This is a genomic window from Streptacidiphilus sp. MAP12-16, assembly GCF_041262165.1.
Taxonomy (GTDB): Bacteria; Actinomycetota; Actinomycetes; order Streptomycetales; family Streptomycetaceae; genus Streptacidiphilus.
Map to the genome: position 1 here is coordinate 214,563 of NZ_JBGCBY010000001.1, position 20,661 is coordinate 235,223.

Annotated in this window: 13 protein-coding genes; 11 read left to right on the forward strand and 2 right to left on the reverse strand. The window is 70.2% G+C overall.

Annotation, left to right across the window (positions count from 1 at the left end):
* The first annotated feature begins 14 nt into the window (after window positions 1-14).
* From nuoL to ABIA33_RS01025, 10 genes are all read left to right on the forward strand, one after another.
* Window positions 15-1,913, forward strand: a complete 1,899-nt coding sequence (nuoL, locus tag ABIA33_RS00980; RefSeq protein ID WP_370075830.1) for an NADH-quinone oxidoreductase subunit L — start codon at window positions 15-17, stop codon at window positions 1,911-1,913.
* A complete protein-coding gene (locus ABIA33_RS00985) occupies window positions 1,910-3,559 on the forward strand; it encodes an NADH-quinone oxidoreductase subunit M (protein WP_370075832.1) in 1,650 nt (549 codons plus the stop codon). The genes nuoL and ABIA33_RS00985 overlap by 4 nt, the downstream gene beginning before the upstream one ends.
* Window positions 3,556-5,220 (forward strand): NADH-quinone oxidoreductase subunit NuoN, encoded by a 1,665-nt coding sequence (gene nuoN / locus ABIA33_RS00990; protein ID WP_370075833.1) that lies wholly within the window; start codon window positions 3,556-3,558, stop codon window positions 5,218-5,220. The genes ABIA33_RS00985 and nuoN overlap by 4 nt, the downstream gene beginning before the upstream one ends.
* A gap of 157 nt (window positions 5,221-5,377) precedes the next feature.
* Window positions 5,378-6,403 carry a polyprenyl synthetase family protein gene (locus tag ABIA33_RS00995; protein WP_370075834.1) on the forward strand — a complete coding sequence of 342 codons (1,026 nt, stop codon included), beginning with the start codon at window positions 5,378-5,380 and terminating at the stop codon, window positions 6,401-6,403.
* A 145-nt stretch (window positions 6,404-6,548) separates the two neighbouring features.
* Window positions 6,549-7,202 (forward strand): LuxR C-terminal-related transcriptional regulator, encoded by a 654-nt coding sequence (locus tag ABIA33_RS01000; protein WP_370076232.1) that lies wholly within the window; start codon window positions 6,549-6,551, stop codon window positions 7,200-7,202.
* A 165-nt stretch (window positions 7,203-7,367) separates the two neighbouring features.
* Entirely contained in the window at window positions 7,368-9,329 is a 1,962-nt protein-coding gene (locus tag ABIA33_RS01005) for a 2-oxoacid:acceptor oxidoreductase subunit alpha (RefSeq protein ID WP_370075836.1), read from the forward strand.
* Window positions 9,322-10,395 carry a 2-oxoacid:ferredoxin oxidoreductase subunit beta gene (locus tag ABIA33_RS01010; RefSeq protein WP_370075838.1) on the forward strand — a complete coding sequence of 358 codons (1,074 nt, stop codon included), beginning with the start codon at window positions 9,322-9,324 and terminating at the stop codon, window positions 10,393-10,395. Before ABIA33_RS01005 ends, ABIA33_RS01010 begins: the two co-directional genes overlap by 8 nt.
* Before the next feature lie 286 nt (window positions 10,396-10,681).
* Complete coding sequence (locus ABIA33_RS01015) at window positions 10,682-12,733, forward strand: APC family permease (protein ID WP_370075840.1); 2,052 nt, start codon at window positions 10,682-10,684, stop codon at window positions 12,731-12,733.
* Between the two features lie 118 nt (window positions 12,734-12,851).
* The gene (rarD, locus tag ABIA33_RS01020) at window positions 12,852-13,808 is read left to right on the forward strand and encodes an EamA family transporter RarD (protein WP_370075842.1); all 957 of its coding nucleotides are present in this window, start codon (window positions 12,852-12,854) and stop codon (window positions 13,806-13,808) included.
* A gap of 122 nt (window positions 13,809-13,930) precedes the next feature.
* Window positions 13,931-14,731 (forward strand): DeoR/GlpR family DNA-binding transcription regulator, encoded by an 801-nt coding sequence (locus tag ABIA33_RS01025; protein ID WP_370075844.1) that lies wholly within the window; start codon window positions 13,931-13,933, stop codon window positions 14,729-14,731.
* Between the two features lie 52 nt (window positions 14,732-14,783).
* Here the strand turns inward: ABIA33_RS01025 and ABIA33_RS01030 are convergent, their stop codons facing one another.
* Together ABIA33_RS01030 and ABIA33_RS01035 are read right to left on the reverse strand one after the other, a co-directional pair.
* On the reverse strand, window positions 14,784-16,097 hold the full coding sequence (locus tag ABIA33_RS01030; RefSeq protein ID WP_370075846.1) for an ABC transporter substrate-binding protein: 1,314 nt from the start codon (window positions 16,095-16,097) through the stop codon (window positions 14,784-14,786).
* Window positions 16,098-16,506: 409 nt separating this feature from the next.
* Window positions 16,507-17,769, reverse strand: coding sequence for an outer membrane lipoprotein carrier protein LolA (locus ABIA33_RS01035; RefSeq protein WP_370075848.1), 1,263 nt, complete (start codon window positions 17,767-17,769; stop codon window positions 16,507-16,509).
* Between the two features lie 257 nt (window positions 17,770-18,026).
* Between ABIA33_RS01035 and ABIA33_RS01040 the strand changes: the two genes are divergently transcribed.
* Entirely contained in the window at window positions 18,027-20,657 is a 2,631-nt protein-coding gene (locus ABIA33_RS01040; RefSeq protein WP_370075850.1) for a bifunctional FO biosynthesis protein CofGH, read from the forward strand.
* Window positions 20,658-20,661 lie beyond the last annotated feature (4 nt).

A 20,661-nucleotide genomic window follows, 5' to 3' on the forward strand; every position in this document is an offset into this window, starting at 1 on the left:
GAGGCTGACTGACCGTGGACAATCTCATCCCCGTACTGGTCGCGGCACCCCTGGCCGGAGCCGTCGTGCTCCTCCTGGGCGGACGCCGCCTGGACGCCATCGGCCACTGGCTCGGCGTCCTCGCCTCGACGGCCTCGTTCGCCGTGGGGCTCGTCCTGTTCTTCTCCATGCTGGGCCGCCCGGTGGCCTCCCGCCCGGTGCTGGAGCACCTGTACACCTGGGTGTCCGTGGGCGGATTCCAGGCGCAGGTCGGATTCCAGCTGGACCAGCTGTCGATGACCTTCGTGCTGCTGATCACCGGCGTGGGCTCGCTGATCCACGTGTACTCGGTGGGCTACATGGCCCACGACGAGCGCCGCCGCCGGTTCTTCGGGTACCTGAACCTCTTCCTCGCGGCGATGCTGCTGCTGGTCCTGGCCGACAACTACCTGCTGCTGTACGTGGGCTGGGAGGGCGTCGGCCTCGCCTCGTACCTGCTGATCGGGTTCTGGCAGCACAAGCCGAGCGCGGCGACCGCCGCCAAGAAGGCGTTCCTGGTCAACCGGGTCGGCGACATGGGCCTGTCGATCGCCATCATGCTGATGTTCAGCACCTTCGGCAGCTTCGCCTTCGGCCCGGTGTTCGGCGCCGCCTCGACGGCGTCCAAGGCGACGCTCACCGGCATCGCGCTGATGCTGCTGCTCGCGGCCTGCGGCAAGTCGGCGCAGGTGCCGCTGCAGTCCTGGCTCGGGGACGCCATGGAGGGCCCGACACCCGTGTCGGCGCTGATCCACGCGGCCACCATGGTCACCGCCGGCGTCTACCTGATCACCCGCTCCAGCGCCATCTTCAACCTCGCCCCGACCGCCCAGCTCGCGACGGTCTGCGTGGGCACGGTGACGCTGCTCTTCGGTGCCATCGTCGGTTGCGCCAAGGACGACATCAAGAAGGCCCTGGCCGGCTCGACCATGTCGCAGATCGGCTACATGGTGATGGCCGCCGGGCTCGGCCCGATCGGCTATGTCTTCGCCATCATGCACCTGGTCACCCACGGCTTCTTCAAGGCCGGGCTGTTCCTCGGCGCCGGGTCGGTCATGCACGGGATGAACGACGAGGTCGACATGAGGAAGTACGGCGGCCTGCGGAAGTACATGCCGCTGACCTTCGCCACCTTCGGGCTCGGCTACCTCGCCATCATCGGCTTCCCCGGCCTGTCCGGCTTCTTCTCCAAGGACAAGATCATCGAGGCGGCCTTCGCCCACGGCGGCACCGAGGGCTGGATCCTCGGCGGCGCCGCACTGGTCGGCGCCGCGGTCACCGCGTTCTACATGACCCGCGTGATGCTGATGACCTTCTTCGGCCAGAAGCGCTGGGTGCCGGACGCCGAGGGCAACGACCCGCACCCGCACGAGTCCCCCGCGATCATGGGCATCCCCATGGTGGTGCTCGCGCTCGGCTCGGTCTTCGCCGGCGGGCTCTTCGCCTGGAACAGCTCCTTCGTGAACTGGCTGGCCCCGGTCACCGGCCACCAGGAGGGCAACTCGCCGCTCACCGCCACCACCGTCTCAGGCATCACCATGGCGGTGATCGTGCTCGGCGTCCTGGTCGCCTGGCTGATGTACGGACGGCAGCCCGTCCCGGCCGCGCCGCCGGTGGGCTCGCTGCTCACCCGCGCGGCCCGCAGGGACCTGCTGCAGGACGACTTCAACCACGTCGTCCTGGTCGGCGGCGGCGAGCACCTCACCGGGTTCCTGGTCTACCTGGACGCCAAGGGCTTCGACGGCGTGGTCAACGGCATCGCCGCCGCCGTCGGCGGTACCTCCGGCCGGGTGCGGAAGCTGCAGAACGGCTACGTCCGCTCCTACGCACTGTCGATGTTGGGCGGCGCGCTGGTGCTGGTCGCCACGACTCTCCTGATGAGGTCGGTGTCATGAGTTCCTTCCCTCTCCTCACTGTCGCAGCCGCGCTCCCAGCGGTCGGCGCGGTCCTGACCGCCGCGCTGCCCGCAGCGACCTCGGCGAAGCGACGCGACCTCAACAAGGCGATCCCGTTGGGGATCTCGCTGCTGACCCTGGTCCTGGCCGCGATCATCGCGATCCGCTTCACCCCCGGCGGGGCGCGCTTCCAACTCACCGAGTACCACTCCTGGATCCCGAACTTCGGCGTCGGCTACAGCGTCGGGGTGGACGGCATCGCGGTCGTGCTGATCCTGCTCACCGCCGTGCTGGTGCCCATCGTCATGCTGGCCTCCTGGCACGACGCCGACCCGGTGGCCAACGACGCGGGCACGTTCGAGCGCAGCCGCCGCACCCAGGGCTTCTTCGCCCTGATCCTGGCGGTCGAGGCGATGGTGGTGCTCTCCTTCGAGGCCACCGACGTCTTCCTGTTCTACGTGTTCTTCGAAGCCATGCTCATCCCGATGTACTTCCTCATCGGCGGCTTCGGCGACCGCACCCACGGCGAGGACGCCCGCCGGCGCTCCTACGCCGCGGTCAAGTTCCTGCTGTACAACCTCCTCGGCGGCCTGATCATGCTGGCCGCAGTGATCGGCCTCTACGTCATCACGGCGCAGCAGGGCCTCGGCAGCGGCGGCCACGGCACCTTCGACCTGGGCACCATCACCCAGGCCCTCACCTCGGGGAAGCTGCACTTCTCCCCGGTCGCCGAGAACGCGCTCTTCCTGGGCTTCATGTTCGCCTTCGCGGTGAAGGCGCCGCTGTGGCCGCTGCACACCTGGCTGCCCAACGCGATGGGCGAGGCCACCCCGGGCGTCGCGGTGCTCATCACGGCGGTCGTGGACAAGGTCGGCACCTTCGCGATGCTGCGCTTCTGCCTGCAGCTGTTCCCGGACGCGTCCAAGACCTTCGCTCCGGAGATCCTGGTCCTCTCCGTCATCGGCATCGTCTACGGAGCACTGCTCGCGGTAGGCCAGAAGGACATCAAGCGCCTGATCGCGTACGCCTCGATCTCGCACTTCGGCTTCATCATCATGGGCATCTTCGCGATGACCAGCCAGGGCCAGTCCGGCGCGACCCTCTACATGGTCAACCACGGCATCTCCACGGCCGCGCTGCTGCTGGTCGCGGGCTTCCTGATGTCCCGCAGGGGCAGCCGCCTGATCGCCGACTACGGAGGCGTGCAGAAGGTCGCCCCGATCCTCGCCGGCACCTTCCTGATCGGTGGCCTGGCCACCCTGTCGCTGCCCGGACTCGCGCCGTTCGTCAGCGAGTTCCTGGTCCTGGTGGGCACCTTCACCCGCTACCCGGTGATCGGCATCGTCGCCACCTTCGGCATCGTCCTCGCCGCGCTGTACGTGCTGGTGCTCTACCAGCGCACCATGACCGGACCGGTGAAGGCCGAGGTACAGGGCTTCCGCGACCTCCGGGTCCGCGAGCTGGTCGTGGTCACCCCGCTGATCGCGCTGCTGCTCCTCCTCGGCGTCTACCCGAAGCCGATCACCGACATCGTCAACCCGGCGGTGAAGGCCACCCTGACTGACGTGCAGCGCACCGATCCGGCGCCGCAGCACCCGGTCACGGCGCAGGCCGCGCCCACGACCGCTAACGGAGGTGGCCAGTGAGCGCCGCGCCGACCGTTGTCCACAGCCTGTGGACACTCGCCGCCGGACCGTCCGGCACGGGTGCTGCCATCCCGGCCCCGCACATCGAGTACGCCCAGCTCTCACCCATGCTGGTGGTCTTCGCCGCCGCCGCGCTGGGCATCCTCGCTGAGGCGTTCCTGCCCCGGCGCAGCCGCTACTGGGCCCAGATCGGCATCGCCCTGGCCGGCCTGGTCGGCGCGTTCGTGGCCGTGGTGGCCCTAGCCGCCGACGGATACGCGACCACCAAGGCGCACCTCGCCGCGATGGGCGCGGTGGCCGTCGACGGTCCGTCACTCTTCCTGCAGGGCACCATCGCCCTGATCGCCATCGTCGCCGTCCTCGGTTTCGCCGAACGCCGCCTGGAGCCCCGGTCGAGCACCGGCGCGCCGGTCGACGCCTTCGCGCCGCAGGCCGCGACGGTGCCCGGCAGCGACGCGGAGAAGTCCGCCGCCCGCTCCGGCTTCGCCACCACCGAGGTCTTCCCGCTCACCATGTTCGCCGTCGGCGGGATGCTCCTCTTCCCGGCCGCCAGCGACCTGCTGACGATGTTCGTGGCACTGGAGGTCTTCTCCCTCCCGCTCTACCTGCTCTGCGCCCTGGCGCGGCGGCGGCGCCTGCTCTCGCAAGAGGCGGCGGTGAAGTACTTCCTGCTCGGGGCCTTCTCCTCGGCGTTCTTCCTGTTCGGTCTCGCCCTGCTCTACGGGTACTCGGGCACGGTCTCGCTGGGCGGCATCGCCGACGTCGTCTCGGGGACCGCCACCCCCACCCCCGCGCTCGCCAACACCACCGGCAACGACGCGCTGCTGCTGATCGGCCTCGCCATGCTCGGCGTCGGCCTGCTCTTCAAGGTCGGCGCGGTTCCCTTCCACGCCTGGACCCCGGACGTCTACCAGGGCGCGCCGACGCCGGTGACCGGCTTCATGGCCGCCGCGACCAAGGTCGCCGCCTTCGGCGCGCTGCTGCGGCTGCTCTACGTAGCCTTCCCCGGCGTGGCCTGGGACTGGCGGCCGGTGATGTGGGGTGTGGCGATCCTCACCATGGTCGTCGGCGCGATCGTCGCGGTCACCCAGACCGATGTGAAGCGGCTGCTGGCCTACTCGTCCATCGCCCACGCCGGGTTCATCCTGACCGGCGTGATCGCCATGAACAAGCAGGGCCTCTCGGCCGTGATGTTCTACCTAGCGGCCTACTCCTTCGTGACCCTCGGCGCCTTCGCCGTCGTCACCCTGGTCCGCGACGCGGGCGGCGAGGCCACCCACCTCTCCCGCTGGGCCGGCCTCGGCCGGCGGTCGCCGCTGGTGGCCGCGACCTTCGCGCTGTTCCTGCTCGCTTTCGCCGGCATCCCGCTGACCAGCGGCTTCGCCGGAAAGTTCGCCGTCTTCCAGGCGGCGGCGAGCAGCGGTGCGACTCCGCTGGTGATCGTCGGTGTGCTCTCCTCGGCCGTGGCCGCGTTCTTCTACATCCGGGTCATCGTGCTGATGTTCTTCTCCGACCCCAGGCCGGACGGGCCCACGGTGGCCGTCCCGAGCGCCTTCACCGCGACCGCGATCGCCCTCGGCGTCCTGGTCACCCTGGTGCTGGGGATCCTGCCCCAGTACTTCCTGCATCTCGCCGACCAGGCGTCACTGTTCGTCCGCTGAGCCGTAGCTGGGCCTGTCCGGAGTTCCGACGACGTACCAGTTGGTACGCCGGGCAGGCACAGTGATCGTCTTCGGACCGGATACGCTGCACAGGATGGCAGCGGCGCCTCTGGGCAGAAGCCGTGCGACCGACCGACCAGCGACAGGAGAGTTCCCGGTGACCGTCGTGGGGCCCTTCGGGCTGAGCGTGCAGGATCAGACACTGGAAGCCGACGTCCAGATCGGTATGGCGGCCGTCGAACAGGCCCTGTCCGAGGCGACCAAGAGCGACGTACCGTTCATCACGGTCACCGCCCAGCACCTCATGGAGGCCGGCGGCAAGCGCTTCCGCCCCCTGCTGGTGCTGCTCGCCGCGCAGTTCGGCGACCCCAACGCGCCCGGGGTGATCCCCTCCGCCGTGGTCGTGGAGCTCACCCACCTCGCCACCCTCTACCACGACGACGTCATGGACGAGGCCCTGATGCGGCGCGGTGCGGCCAGCGCCAACGCCCGCTGGGACAACTCGGTCGCCATCCTGACCGGCGACTTCCTCTTCTCCCGCGCCTCCAAGATCCTCGCCGACCTCGGCCCCGAGGCGGTCCGGGTCCAGGCCGACGCGTTCGAGCGGCTGGTGACCGGCCAGATCCTGGAGACGGCGGGCCCCCGTCCCGAGGACGACCCGGTCCGGCACTACCTGGACGTCATCTCGGGCAAGACCGGCTCACTCATCGCCGTCGCCTGCCACCTCGGCGGGCTGATGGCCGGCGCGGACGAGCAGATCGTCGAGATCGTCACCCAGTACGGCGAGCGCATCGGCACCGCCTTCCAGCTCGCCGACGACCTGCTGGACATCGCCAGCGACAGTCACGAGTCCGGCAAGACCCCGGGCACGGACCTGCGCGAGGGCGTCCCGACCCTGCCCGTGCTGCTGCTCGACGCCTCCGCGCCCGATCCCGCGGTCCCCGGCGACCTGCGCCTGCGCGAACTGCTCGACACGGGCTTCCCCGCCGACGACCCCGAGGCCGACGCCCGCCACGCCGAGGCGCTGTGCCTGTTCCGTGCGCACCCCGCGCTGGCCCAGGCCCGCGAGGACACCCTGCGCTACGCCGAGGAGGCCCGCGCCCTGCTGGCTCCCCTCCCGGACTGCCCGGCGAAGGCGGCTCTGGAGGGTCTCTGCGACGCGGTGGCGCTGCGCACGATGTGATATCGGGGCGCGGGACCCCACTCTGGGAGTGCGCCCCCGCACCCGCGTCTGAGAGTGCGCCCCGCACCCGCGCGTGATCGTGGAGACTGGGGCGCGGCGGCCGGGCAGGTCGTCACGTCACGTGGGGAGTGCGCTGGTGCTGCGGGTGGTCATCGCTGAGGATTCGGTTCTGCTGCGGGACGGGTTGACCCGGCTGCTGACCGACCGGGGGCTCGACGTGGTCGCCGGGGTGGGCGACGGCGAGGCGCTGCTGGCGCTGATCGAGCGGCTCGCCGCCGAGAGCGCGCTGCCGGACGTCGTCGTCGCCGACGTGCGGATGCCGCCGACGCACACCGACGAGGGCGTACGGGCCTGCGTGGAGCTGCGCAGCCGCCATCCCGGGGTCGGCACGCTGGTGCTGTCGCAGTACGTCGAGGAGCGCTACGCGTCGGAGCTGCTGGCGGGGTCCACACGGGGCGTGGGCTACCTGCTGAAGGACCGGGTCGCGGACGTCCGCGAGTTCGTCGAGGCCGTGCAGCGCGTCGCCCAGGGCGGCACGGCGCTGGACCCCGAGGTGGTCGCCCAGCTCCTCGGCCGCAGCCGGCGCCATGACGTGCTGGACGCGCTGACCCCGCGCGAGCGCGAGGTGCTGGGGCTGATGGCGGAGGGACGTACCAACAGCGCTATCGCCAAGCAGCTGGTGGTGTCGGACGGGGCGGTGGAGAAGCACGTCAGCAACATCTTCATGAAACTGGGACTGACCCAGAGCTCGGATGACCACCGCCGGGTTCTGGCGGTGCTGAGGCACCTCAGTACCTGATCGGGGACCTGAGCACCGGTAGCCGCCCGGAACCTGACTGATCGTCAGATAAGCTGTTCGATGCTGGCAGGACGGCTTGTTCCGGGCTTCCGACACGGGCGGACCCTCCCGGCATAGGATGCCAATGAGTGCACCAGCCAACGGTGTCGAGGGAGGTCCAGCCCGGTGACCAGCCAGGTCGACGTTACGGAATCCACGGCAGACGGGCCGCCTGAGCGGCGGCCCGTCGCAGAGCATGACCTGCGCCCGCAGGGCAAGCAGGTGAAGCAGCTCGACCGTGTCGTGATCCGGTTCGCGGGGGACTCGGGCGACGGTATGCAGCTCACCGGTGACCGCTTCACCACCGAGACGGCGGGCTTCGGCAACGACCTTTCCACGCTGCCGAACTTCCCCGCCGAGATCCGGGCCCCGGCAGGGACGCTGCCCGGGGTGTCCAGCTTCCAGCTGCACTTCGCCGACCACGACATCCTCACTCCTGGTGACGCCCCGAACGTGCTGGTGGCGATGAACCCGGCGGCGCTGAAGGCCAACCTCGGCGACGTGCCACGGGGCGCGGAGATCATCGTCAATACGGACGAGTTCACCAAACGGGCCCTCACCAAGGTCGGCTACGCCGCCGACCCCCTGGACGACGGCACGCTGTCCGGCTACTCGGTCCACCCGGTGCCGCTGACCACCCTGACGGTGGAGGCGCTCAGGGACTCGGGACTGGCCCGCAAGGACGCCGAACGGGCGAAGAACATGTTCGCGCTCGGCCTGCTGTCCTGGATGTACCACCGGCCGACCGAGGGAACCGAGCGCTTCCTGCGCACCAAGTTCGCCAAGCGGCCCGACATCGCCGAGGCCAACATCCTCGCGTTCAAGGCGGGCTGGAACTACGGCGAGACGACCGAGGACTTCGCCGTCTCCTACGAGGTCGCGCCCGCGACCGCCGCGTTCCCGCCGGGCCGGTACCGCAACATCTCCGGGAACCTCGCCCTGGCGTACGGGCTCGTCGCCGCCTCCAGGCAGTCCGGGCTGCCGTTGTTCCTCGGCTCCTACCCGATCACCCCGGCCTCGGACATCCTGCACGAACTGAGCAAGCACAAGAACTTCGGTGTGCGGACCTTCCAGGCCGAGGACGAGATCGCGGGCATCGGCGCCGCCCTCGGCGCGGCCTTCGGCGGCGCACTGGGCGTGACCACGACCTCGGGCCCCGGCGTGGCGCTGAAGTCCGAGACGATCGGGCTCGCGGTGTCGCTGGAGCTGCCGCTGCTGGTCATCGACATCCAGCGCGGCGGGCCGAGCACCGGACTGCCGACCAAGACCGAGCAGGCCGACCTGCTGCAGGCGATGTACGGCCGCAACGGCGAGGCGCCGGTGCCGATCGTCGCCCCGGCGACGGCGGCCGAGTGCTTCACGGCCGCGCTGGAGGCGGCCCGGATCGCACTCACCTACCGGACCCCGGTGTTCCTGCTCTCCGACGGCTACCTGGCCAACGGTTCCGAACCGTGGCGCATCCCGGAACCCGACGAGTTGCCGGACCTGCGCCCGGTCTTCGCCACCGAGCCCAACGCACCCGACGGCTCCGGCGAGTTCTGGCCATACCTGCGCGACCCGGAGACGCTGGCCAGGCCCTGGGCCGTGCCGGGCACGCCGGGCCTGGAGCACCGCGTCGGCGGCATCGAGAAGCAGGACGGCAACGGCAACATCTCCTACGACCCGGCGAACCACGACCACATGGTCCGCACCCGCCAGGCCAAGATCGACGGCATCGCCCGCAGCATCAAGCCGCTCGACGTCGACGACCCGACCGGGACCGCCAGGCTGCTGGTGCTGGGCTGGGGGTCCACCTACGGCCCGATCGCGGCGGCGGTACGGCGGGTGCGGGCGGCCGGCGGGCAGGTCGCCCACGCGCAGCTGCGTAACCTCAACCCCTTCCCGAGCAACCTCGGCGAGGTGCTCGCGGCGTACGACCGGGTCCTGGTCCCGGAGATGAACCTCGGCCAGCTCGCGCACCTGGTCCGCGCGAAGTACCTGGTGGACGCCACGTCCTTCACCCAGGTCACCGGCCTTCCGTTCAAGGCCGAGCAGCTCGCCGGCGCGCTCACCGCACACCTGGACCAGTTGGAGGCAGGCAATGACTGACACGGTCCGCAGCAACGGCCACTACGCCTCGCTGAGCCTGGTTCCCAAGGCCGCGGCCCCGCAGACGCTCCGGGACTTCAAGTCCGACCAGGAGGTCCGCTGGTGCCCCGGCTGCGGCGACTACGCCATCCTGGCCGCGGTCCAGTCCTTCCTGCCCGAGCTCGGACTCGCCCGGGAGAACATCTGCTTCGTCTCCGGGATCGGCTGCTCCTCGCGCTTCCCGTACTACCTGAACACCTACGGGATGCACTCCATCCACGGCCGCGCCCCCGCCATCGCCACCGGACTGGCCGCCTCCCGCCCCGACCTGAGCGTCTGGGTGGTCACCGGTGACGGAGACGCGCTGTCGATCGGCGGCAACCACCTCATCCACGCGCTGCGCCGCAACGTCAACCTCAAGATCCTGCTGTTCAACAACCGGATCTACGGCCTGACGAAGGGCCAGTACAGCCCGACCAGCGAGATCGGGAAGATCACCAAGTCCACGCCGATGGGCTCGCTGGACGCCCCGTTCAACCCGCTCTCCCTCGCGCTCGGGGCCGAGGCGAGCTTCGTCGCCCGCACCATCGACTCCGACCGCAAGCACCTGCAGTCGGTGCTCCGCGCCGCAGCCGAGCACCGGGGCACCGCGCTGGTGGAGATCTACCAGAACTGCAATATCTTCAACGACGGCGCCTTCGACGCGCTGAAGGACGCGGAGACCCGCGACCGGGCCCTGATCCGGCTGGAGCACGGGCAGCCGATGCGCTTCGGCGCGGACGGCGCCGAGGGCGTCTTCCGCGACCCGGTCAGCGGCGAGCTGACCACCGCTCCGATCACCGAGCAGAACCAGTCGGACGTGCTCGTCCACGACGCCGCGGCTGCCAGCCCCACGACGGCGTTCGCGCTGACCCGGCTCGCCGACAACGACACCCTGGACCACACGCCCATCGGCGTGCTGCGGGACGTCCAGCGGCCCGTCTACGACACTCTGATGGCCGACCAGCTCGACGCGGCCGTCGCGCAGCGCGGCGAGGGCGACCTCGCGGCGCTGCTCACCGGAACCGATACCTGGACGGTGGGCTGACGGCCCGAGGCGAATCCGGGGGCGATTCCCGACGGCGGATCCGGGCGTGCGGATCCGCCGTCCGTGGTTGATGGTGAGACCAGGACGGAGGCGTCAACCGACCGGATTCCGGGGCTCTCACCGTCGGCCGCGTTAGGGACTCGCTAAGATCCGCAACGAATCCTTAACGGCAGACATTTTTGTCCGATATGTCCGCTGAGGTGAGAGTATGCATGGCTCGGCGCACTCGTTCAGGCGACGTGCACCACCGAAAAGCAGCAGCATCACTCTCGGATCGGACCACGCCATGGACAGCCGCGCCAGCGTCAGCCCCCAGGCCGCTGCGGCACCAGCAGCAGCCGTCGAAGCCACCGCGGATCTGCCGGAAAGCCTCGGCTATCGGGTGAAGAAACGGTTGCTCGGAAAGCCCCTCGTCACCGAGGAGCTCGCTCACGAGAAGCTGTCCAACCCGGTCGCCCTCGGCGTCCTGGCGTCGGACTGCATCTCCTCCTCGGCCTACGGCTCCGAGGCGATGCTCGTCCAGATGGTCCCGGTCATCGGGCTGGCTGCCTTCGCCATGCTGATGCCGGTCACCGCCGTCGTCCTCTGCGTACTGACCCTGCTGACGCTGTCGTACCGCGAAGTCGTCATGGTCTACACCCGCGCCGGCGGCTCCTACGTGGTCGCCCGCGAGAACTTTGGCCCCCGGGTGGCCCAGATCGCGGCCGTCGCCCTGCTCATCGACTACATCGTCACCGTCGCCGTGCAGACGGCGGCCGGAACGGTCGCCCTGCTCTCCCTGGTCCACCTGCTCGGCGGAAACCACTACAACTGGGTCGACAACTACCAGCTGCCGATCTCTGTGTTCATCGTGCTGCTGCTCTGCTGGGGCAACCTGCGCGGCATCCGCGAGGCCGGCCGGGCCTTCGCCGCCCCCGCGTACCTGTTCATGGCGGCCATGGGCCTGCTGCTCGGTGTCGCCGCGCTCCGGCTGATCTTCGGCGACCTGCCGAAGGCGAACGTCCACGCGAACGGCGCGTTCGCGCTCGGCACCCACGGCAACAACAGCGCCCTGCTGATGGGTGCGACGATCGGGCTGCTGCTGAAGGCGTTCGCCAACGGAGGCACCTCGCTGACCGGTCTCGAAGCCATCTCCAACGGCGTCAGCGCCTTCCGCAACCCGCAGGGCCCCAACGCGCGCAAGACCCTGGTGACGATGTCGGTGACGCTGGGCACCCTGGTGCTCGGTGTCTCCACCCTGGCCTACCTCACCCACGCCATCCCCTTCACCAGCGGCAGCCCCTCGGTGCTCTCCCAGGAGGCCAACCTGGTCTTCGGCTCCAACTGGTACGGGCAGGCGGCTCTGGTCTTCCTGCAGCTGGCCACCGCGCTGATCCTCTACACCGGCGCCAACACCTCCTTCAACGGCTTCCCCTTCCTCGCCAGCTTCGTCGCCGAGGACTCCTTCCTGCCGCGCCAGCTCACCCGCCGCGGCCACCGGCTGGCGTTCTCGTCCGGCATCCTCACCCTCACCGGCGTGTCGCTGGTGCTGCTGATCGTCACCAACGCCCAGCTCGACCACCTGCTCGGCCTCTACGCCATCGGCGTGTTCACCGGGTTCTTCATGGCCGGCATCGGCCTGGTCAAGCACTTCTGGGACCGCCCGGAGGAGCCCAGGCGGGCCATGAAGATCGCCATCAACGGCGCCGCCGCCGCGCTCTCCGCGGTCGTCGTCGGGATCTTCGCGGTCACCAAGTTCTCCGAGGGCGCCTGGGTGGTCGTGGTGGTCTTCCCGATCGGCGTCTGGGCGCTGATCAGGGTGAACCGCCGCTACCGCGAGGAGGCCGAGGCGCTGGCCACCGCGCCCGCCGACACCACCAACCCGAAGTACCGCCGCCAGGTGATGTACATCCTGGTGGACCGGGTCGACCTGGCCGCCCTCAAGGCCATCCGCTACGCCCGCTCGCTGCGCCCGGCCGAGATCCGCGCGGTCCACTTCATGATCGACAACCTGGAGGCCGAGAAGCTCGCGGCCCAGTGGTCGAACGCCGAGGTGGGCGACCTGCCGCTGGAGATCGTCCAGTGCCCGGACCGCCGGATCACCCGCGCCCTGCTGGAGCTGATCACCCGCAACACGGCCGACCAGAAGAGCCAGATCACCCTGCTGATCCCGGAGCGCAACTACTCCCCGATCCTGGGCCGGCTGCTGCACCGCCGCACCGCCGACCACATCGCCCGCGCCGTCGGCAAGCTGCCCAACGTCGTGGCGACCATCGTGCCGTTCGACGTGGTGGAGGCCCACGAGGAACTCGAGGAGGCCACCTCCTCCGGAGCGAAGCTCTCCAAGCTCGACGGGTGACCCGCGGCTGACCGACCGCTGATCGTCAGGACCGTGAAAGCGGTACGGGTATGACAGCAGACCCCTTCGCCGTCTACCGTCCCTTGGGGACGAGTGGCGCGGCGAAGGGGTCTTGGGCATGCAGGAGGAACGCAGAGGGTTCTGGTTCGGCGTCGCCGCGTACGGCGTGTGGGGGCTGTTCCCGCTGTACTGGCCGCTGCTCAAGCCCAGCGGTGCGGGGGAGATCCTCGCGAACCGGATGGTCTGGTCGCTGGTGGCGGTCCTGGCCGTGCTCGCCGCGCAGCGGAACTGGGGGTGGATACGCCCGCTGCTGCGGCAGCCGCGCAGGATCGCGCTGATCGCGCTCGCCGCGACGGTGATCTCCGTCAACTGGGGTATGTACATCTGGGGCGTCAACAGCGGCCATGTGGTGGAGACCTCGCTCGGCTACTTCATCAACCCGCTCGTCACCATCGCCTTCGGCGTCCTCGTGCTGCGCGAGCGGTTGCGCCTGGTGCAGTGGCTGGCCGTCGGCGTCGGGGCGGTCGCCGTGGTGGTGCTGACGCTGGGGTACGGCCATCTGCCGTGGATCGCGCTGACGCTGGCCTTCTCCTTCGGCAGCTACGGACTGATCAAGAAGAAGGTCGGGCTGGGCGGGGTGGAGAGCCTGGCCGGGGAGACCGCCTTCCAGTTCCTGCCCGCGCTGGGCTTTCTGGTCTACCTCGGCGTGAGCGGCAGCGGCACGCTGGGACGCACCCTCCCCGGCTCCTACGGCTGGGGCCACACCGTGCTGCTGCTGCTCTGCGGGGTGGTCACCGCGGTACCGCTGCTGGCGTTCGGCGCGGCGGCGGTGCGGGTGCCGCTGACCATGCTGGGGCTGCTGCAGTACCTCGCGCCGGTATTCCAGTTCCTGCTGGGGATCGCGGTGTTCCACGAGCGGATGCCGACCGCCCGATGGGTCGGCTTCGCCCTGGTCTGGGCGGCCTTGGCCATGCTGACCTGGGATGCGCTGCGCCAGGCGCGGCGGACCAGGAGCCTCGCGGCCGTCCGGGTGGACCGGGCGGCCGAGGGAACCGCGGTTGAACATGTGAGCTAGCGACTCCGGCCGGTGCCTGATCCGTGCGCAGCCCCTTGACATGTGCTCCGCCTGGGCATGTGATATGCGCGGTCCTGTTTGATTCCGTTGGACCGTGTCCGGCTCTGCAGGCAGGGAGTGCGATGCTCGCGAAGCGACGGCAGTCGGTGATTCTGGCCGAGATCCGCCGCAGCGGCAGCGTGCGGGTGGGGGAGCTCTCCGAGCGGTTCGGAGTCTCGGACATGACGATCCGTCGGGACCTGTCGGAGCTGGCCAGACAGGGGCTGGTGGAGAAGGTCCACGGTGGCGCGCTGCAGTCCGGCACGGCGAGCAGTGTCGAACCCGGCTTCGAGGCGAAGACCGAGTGGGAGCCCGAGGCCAAGGACGAGATCGCCCAGGCGGCCGCCGCGCTGGTGCGCCCCGGGACGGCGATCGCGCTGTCCGCCGGGACCACCACGCATGTGCTGGCGCGCTACCTGCTGCGGGTCCAGCGGCTGACCGTGGTCACCAACTCGGTGCGGGTCGCCGACGTCTTCGAGGAGGCCAGGCGGCCGGGCCGGACCGGGCCGACGGTCGTGCTCACCGGAGGAGTGCGGACGCCCTCGGACGCCCTGGTCGGGCCGATCGCGGCGCTGGCCCTGCACGACCTGCACGTGGACCTGCTGTTCATGGGCTGTCACGGCATCGACCCGGGCGCGGGCCTGACCACCCCCAACCTCGCCGAGTCGGAGACCAACCGGGCGCTGATGGAGTGCGCCGCGCAGGTCGTGGTTCTCGCGGACCACAGCAAGTGGGGGATGGTCAGCCTCAGCTCATACGCCCCGCTGGCCGCGGTGGACACCCTGATCACGGACGAGGCGATGCCCCCGGAGATCCAGGAGGCCGCCGCCGCCACGGTCGGACGTCTGATCGTGGCGGGCGCGCGACCGCCCGCCACCGACTAGCACGGCGGCGGGCAGCGTGGCGACGGGTCGTCAGGTGGGCCGGTGCGCTCGCTCAGGTCGCGTGGGTCTGTGCCGCCTGCACCAGCCCCTGCTGGAGCTTCTTCACGTCGGAGTCGGTCAGGTATGTGGTGACCGCCGCGTCGACCGCGGTGTTCCAGGCGCCGGTGGCGACCACCCCGTGCGTGAGCGAGCCGACGATGGTGTTCTTCTTCCACTCGTCCAGGGACCACTGCAGGTAGGGGTCGAACAGGGTGAGCTCGTCGGGGGTGATGCTGGAGCGGGGCGGGATGGCGCCCTTGACCGAGGTGAACGCGTCCTGGCCGCCCTGGCTGCCGCAGACCGTCAGCCAGGCGACCGTGGCCTCGCGGTCCTTCGCGCCGATCGGCAGGGTGAAGCAGTCCGAGGCGAAGAGGAAGAGCCCCTGCGTCCCGGGTACCGGCGCCCAGTTGTACTGGACCCGGGGGGTGAGCTCCATCGTCACGGTGAAGTTGGCCTCGGTCCAGTCGCCCATGATCTGGTAGGCGGCCTGGCCCTTGCCGACCAGCGCGCTGACCTGGTCCCAGCTGACCGCGCTGCCGGTGCCGGGAGCGAAGGACATGATCTCGTTGAACATGTGCAGGCCCTCGGCGACCTGCTGGGAGCCCCAGTCGCCGCCCTTCTTCCACAGCGCCGCCCAGGCGTCCGCGCCCAGGGTGCTCACCAGCACGGTCTCCATGATGTGCTTGACCTGCCATTCCTGGCCCGGGTCCCTGGAGACGGCGAGGGGGATGAAGCCCGCGCTCTTCACCTTGTGCAGGTTGGACAGGAACTGCGACATGTCGCTGGGGGCGGTCGAGATCCCCAGCGACTTGCACAGCTGGGTGTTGGACCAGAGGACGTTGATGTGGTGGATGTCCACCGGCACCGAGTAGTACTTGCCGTCGCGCTGGATCAGCTTCAGCACCTGCTGGTTGAACGACTTGTCCCAACCCTCCTGCTGGTAGAGGAAGGTCAGGTCCTCCAGCTGGCCGGCCGTGATGTAGTCGCCGACCATGGCGCCGGCCTGTGCCTGGAAGGTGTCGGGCGGGGTCTTCGCGGCCAGTCGCCTGGCCAGCACGGCCTTGGCGTCCGCGCCTGCGCCACCGGCCACGGCGTCGTTGACGAACTTGATGTTGGGGTTGTGCTGGTTGAACTCGGCAACCAGGGAGTTGAGGGCATCCTTCTCGCCGCCCGCCGTCCACCAGGAGAACACCTCGAGCGAGCTCGGGGCTCCGTTGGCTCCGGTCACCGGCTTGGCACCGCTGCTGCAGGCAGTGAGCAGTCCCGTGCCCGCAGCGACTCCTGCGACTCCTGTGGCGGCGAGAAAGGAACGGCGGCTCATGGCCATGTGTGGATGTCTCCTGTCGTGCGGGCGAGCGTGCGCCGCCGCCGCCGCACACGGCAGACACGGAGGACCGACCGACGCGTGGGGGCGGCGATCAGTCCAAGTCCTCCGCGCCGCCGCTCGGTCCTGGGACTGAGGGGAGAGGGGATCCACACGACCCGGCACGGATTTCTGTCACACGTTCAGATGAATAGGCATCATCTGACAGCCATACAAGGCCGCGAGTCAAGCTGGCTTTCATGTATCGAGACGGATTCCCGGCACATTTCGGAAAACTGTCGACGCGGAATTGTCACCACTGCGGGTGGTGCGAATGGTAGGAGGGGCGCCCGTTACTCGGACGCCCCTCCCGCTCCCGCAGAGTGACCATAGGGCCGTTTTTCGAGCCCGGCGCCCCCGCGTGTGATACCCGTTACTTTCCTGCGGCCTGCTCCAGCAGAGCCGGGGTGACAGCCCCCGCGTACACCGTGCCGTTGTCGGCCACCAGTACGTTGATGAGCTTGGTGGAGATCAGCGTGCCGCCGGGGACCTGCTTGCCGAAGCTCTTCGCGGCACTCAGCTCACCGGACAGGCTTCCCTTGCCGCTGCCCGTCCCGCTGGTGGCCGACGGGGTGAAGCTGTAGATCGTGCTCCAACCAGAGCCGATCACCTTCTCCTGCGAGCCGGCGCCGGGCTTGGCGTTCAGCGGGCCGTGATCGCCCTGAGCCGCCCCGCCCTTCATGCCCTTTTCCGGCGTGCCCGGGGCGCCCTTGGCGGTCCCGCCTGCTGGGGCCACCTGCTGCGTCACCGTCGCGCCGCTCGGCGGCGTGTAGTCGAAGGTGCTCGCCGCCGGGGTGCCGAAGGACAGGGTGGCGAAGGTGACGTTGAGGATCGAGTCGCTGCCGTCGGCCGGGTTCACCCGCACCTGCAGCGGCATGCCGTTCTTGGCGTCGACCGCGATCCGCACCTCGCCGATGGTCGAGCCCGATCCCTTGGGCTTGACGCTCAGCTCGTACACCGACTGGCCGGCCACCTTGGACGAGCCGGCGACCGACACCGTGGTGGACGGGCCCAGCGCCTTCAGCGCCTCGGCGGCGACCTGCTGCGGGTCCCTCGGCGCCGCGGACTGTGCGGTGGTGTCACCCGAGTGGACGCCAGTACTGGTGATTCCCGAGACATGGGTCGCGCTGTTGCTCTGGCCGTCGTACGCCCAGGCCGAGCTGCCGTTGTGGACCAGGGTGAAGGTACTGCCGGGATCGGTGGAGCTGATCCGCTGCCGGTCCGGTCCGTCCGCCGCCACCTGGAGCGTGTGCGTGCCGCCCGACAGCAGGGCGACGAGCTGCTTCTCGGCCTCCGCCGACTGCGACTGGGTCGCCTTGCCGGCGCCGGCGCTCGCTACCGCCGAGGGCAGCGCGCTGGTCAGGGCCGAGGGGATGCCCAGGTCCACTGTGGTCTGCACGGTGCCGGAAAAGGTCGGCACCTGGGCGGAGAGCGCCTTGGCCAGCAGCTGCTGGGCGGTGATCGACGGCAGGTCCGAGCCGGCGGCCAGCGCCGGCACGACGGCGATGCCCGCGGCCGCGACGGCCGCGATGGCGGCCGGGACCAGAATCCGGCTGCGGCCCCGGCCACGCGGTGCGGCCGCGGTCGCCTCGCCCAGCTCGTCCCCCTGGCCGGCGATGCTCTCGTGGTTCGACATTGCGGTTGTCCCTCCGTCTTCCCGGCGCGCCGCCGGGCCTAGAGCTCGTACGTCTCGGCCGTAGCGCTCCCCTCGGCGGCCACGTGCCCTCGTTCGTCCCGGAGCGGGAAGCCCACTCCTGGGAACAACTCCATTAGACGCCCCCGCCGTTCCCAGCGGATCGACCAGGGGACCGAAGCTTCTCTCCACCTCATGGCTCAGCCGACCCTGAGGCCATCTCAGGGTCGGGCCAGGGAACCGGGCGTAAGGTTCAGCACATGAAGGACCAGGAGCCCCAGGCAGTCGCCACTGTCCCCGTCGCCCCCGCGCCCGTCGCCACGCCGATCACCGCGCCCACCGCCAACGCGATGCGGCGTGCGCTGCACCGGGCGCGTGAGGGCGTCGCGCTGGATGTCGGCGAGGCCGCCGTGCTGCTGCAGGCGCGCGGGGAGGACCTGCGGGACCTGTGCGCCACCGCGGCGAGAGTCCGCGACGCCGGACTCGGAACGGCTGGCCGACCCGGCGTGCTCACCTACTCCAAGAAGGTGTTCATCCCGCTCACCCGGCTGTGCCGGGACCGCTGCCACTACTGCACCTTCGTCACCGTCCCCGGCAAGCTCAGGGCTCAGGGAGACGGCCTCTACCTCTCCCCGGACGAAGTCCTCGACATCGCCCGCCAGGGCGCCGCCCTCGGTTGCAAGGAGGCTCTGTTCACACTCGGCGACCGCCCCGAGGACCGCTGGCCCGAGGCCCGCGAGTGGCTCGACGCGCACGGCTACGACGACACCCTCGCCTACGTCCGTGCCATGTCCGTCCGCGTGCTGGAGGAGACCGGACTCCTGCCGCACCTCAACCCCGGCGTGCTCAGCTGGACGGACTTCCAGCGGCTCAAGCCGGTGGCCCCCTCGATGGGCATGATGCTGGAGACCACCGCCACCCGCCTCTGGTCCGAACCCGGCGGCCCGCACCACGGCTCGCCGGACAAGGAGCCCGCTGTCCGGCTGCGCGTCCTGGAGGACGCCGGACGCTCCAACGTCCCCTTCACCAGCGGCATCCTCATCGGCATCGGCGAGGACTTCGAGGAGCGCGCCGACTCGTTGTTTGCGCTGCGCCGGATCTCCCGCCAGTACCACGGGCTGCAGGAGGTCATCGTCCAGAACTTCCGGGCCAAGCCCGACACGGCGATGCGGGCCATGCCGGACGCGGAGTTGGAGGAGCTGGCCTCGACCATCGCTGTCGCCCGCGTCATCCTCGGGCCCTCGGCGCGCATCCAGGCGCCGCCGAACCTGGTCGACGCGGAGTACGCGCTGATCATCGGCGCCGGCATCGACGACTGGGGCGGCATCTCCCCGCTGACCCCCGATCACGTCAACCCGGAGCGCCCCTGGCCGCAGATCGACGAGTTGGCCGCCCAGTGCGCCGCCCTCGGCTTCGAACTGCGCGAACGCCTCACCGTCTACCCCGAGTACGTGAAGCACGGCGAGCCGTGGCTGGACCCGCGGGTGCTGCCGCATGTCCGCGCCCTGGCGGACCCGGAGACCGGCCTCGCCCGCGCGGACGCGATGCCGGTCGGCCTGCCCTGGCAGGAGCCGGAGGAGGCGTTCGTCCCCTCGGGTCGCACCGAGCTGCACCGCGAGATCGACACCGAGGGCCGCAGCGGCGACCGCCGCGAGGACTTCGACGAGGTGTACGGCGACTGGGAGGCGCTGCGCGAGCAGGCCGTCGCCCACTCCGTCCCCTCCCGCCTGGACGGTGACGTGAGGGACGCCCTCGCCGTGGCCGCCGACGATCCGACCCTGCTGACGGACGATCAGGCCCTGGTGCTGTTCCACGCCGACGGCCCCGCCCTGGACGCCCTCTGCTCCGTCGCCGACGACGTGCGCCGCTCGGCCGTCGGAGACACCGTCACCTACTGCGTGACGCGGAACATCAACTTCACCAACGTCTGCTACACCGGCTGCCGCTTCTGCGCCTTCGCGCAGCGCCGCACCGACGCCGACGCCTACACCCTCTCCCTGGAGCAGGTCGCCGACCGCGCCGCGCAGGCCTGGGAGGTCGGCGCGACCGAGGTCTGCATGCAGGGCGGCATCCACCCCGACCTGCCGGGCACCGCCTACTTCGACATCGCCCGCGCGGTGAAGGCGCGCGTGCCCGGCATGCACGTCCACGCCTTCTCGCCGATGGAGGTCGTCAACGGCGCGACCCGCACCGGACTGTCCATCCGGGACTGGCTGCAGCAGGCCAAGGAGGCGGGCCTCGACACCATCCCCGGCACGGCCGCGGAGATCCTCGACGACGAGGTCCGCTGGATCCTGACCAAGGGCAAGCTCCCCGCCGCCACCTGGGTCGAGGTCGTCAGCACCGCCCACGAACTGGGCCTGCGCTCCTCCTCCACGATGATGTACGGCCATGTCGACCAGCCCCGGCACTGGCTCGCCCACCTGCGCCTGCTCGCCGACATCCAGCAACGCACCGGCGGCTTCACCGAGTTCGTCACCCTCCCGTTCATCCACACCAACGCGCCGGTCTACCTCGCCGGGATCGCCCGCCCGGGACCGACCCTGCGCGACAACCGCGCCGTCACGGCCATGGCCCGGCTGCTGCTGCACGAGCGCATTCCCAACATCCAGACGAGTTGGGTGAAGCTGGGCGCCGACGGCGCGGCCGAGATGCTGCGCAGCGGCGCGAACGACCTCGGCGGCACGCTGATGGAGGAGACCATCTCCCGGATGGCCGGCTCCGCCTACGGCAGCTATGAGTCGATCAGGGGCCTGGAGGCCATCGCCACGGCGGCGGGCCGCCCGTCCGCGCAGCGCACCACCACCTACGGTCCGGTCCCGGAGGAGCGCCGGGCCGCCGCGCTGGCTTCGGACGGACACCTGCCGGAGCTGCTGCCGGTCCTGGACTAGTGAC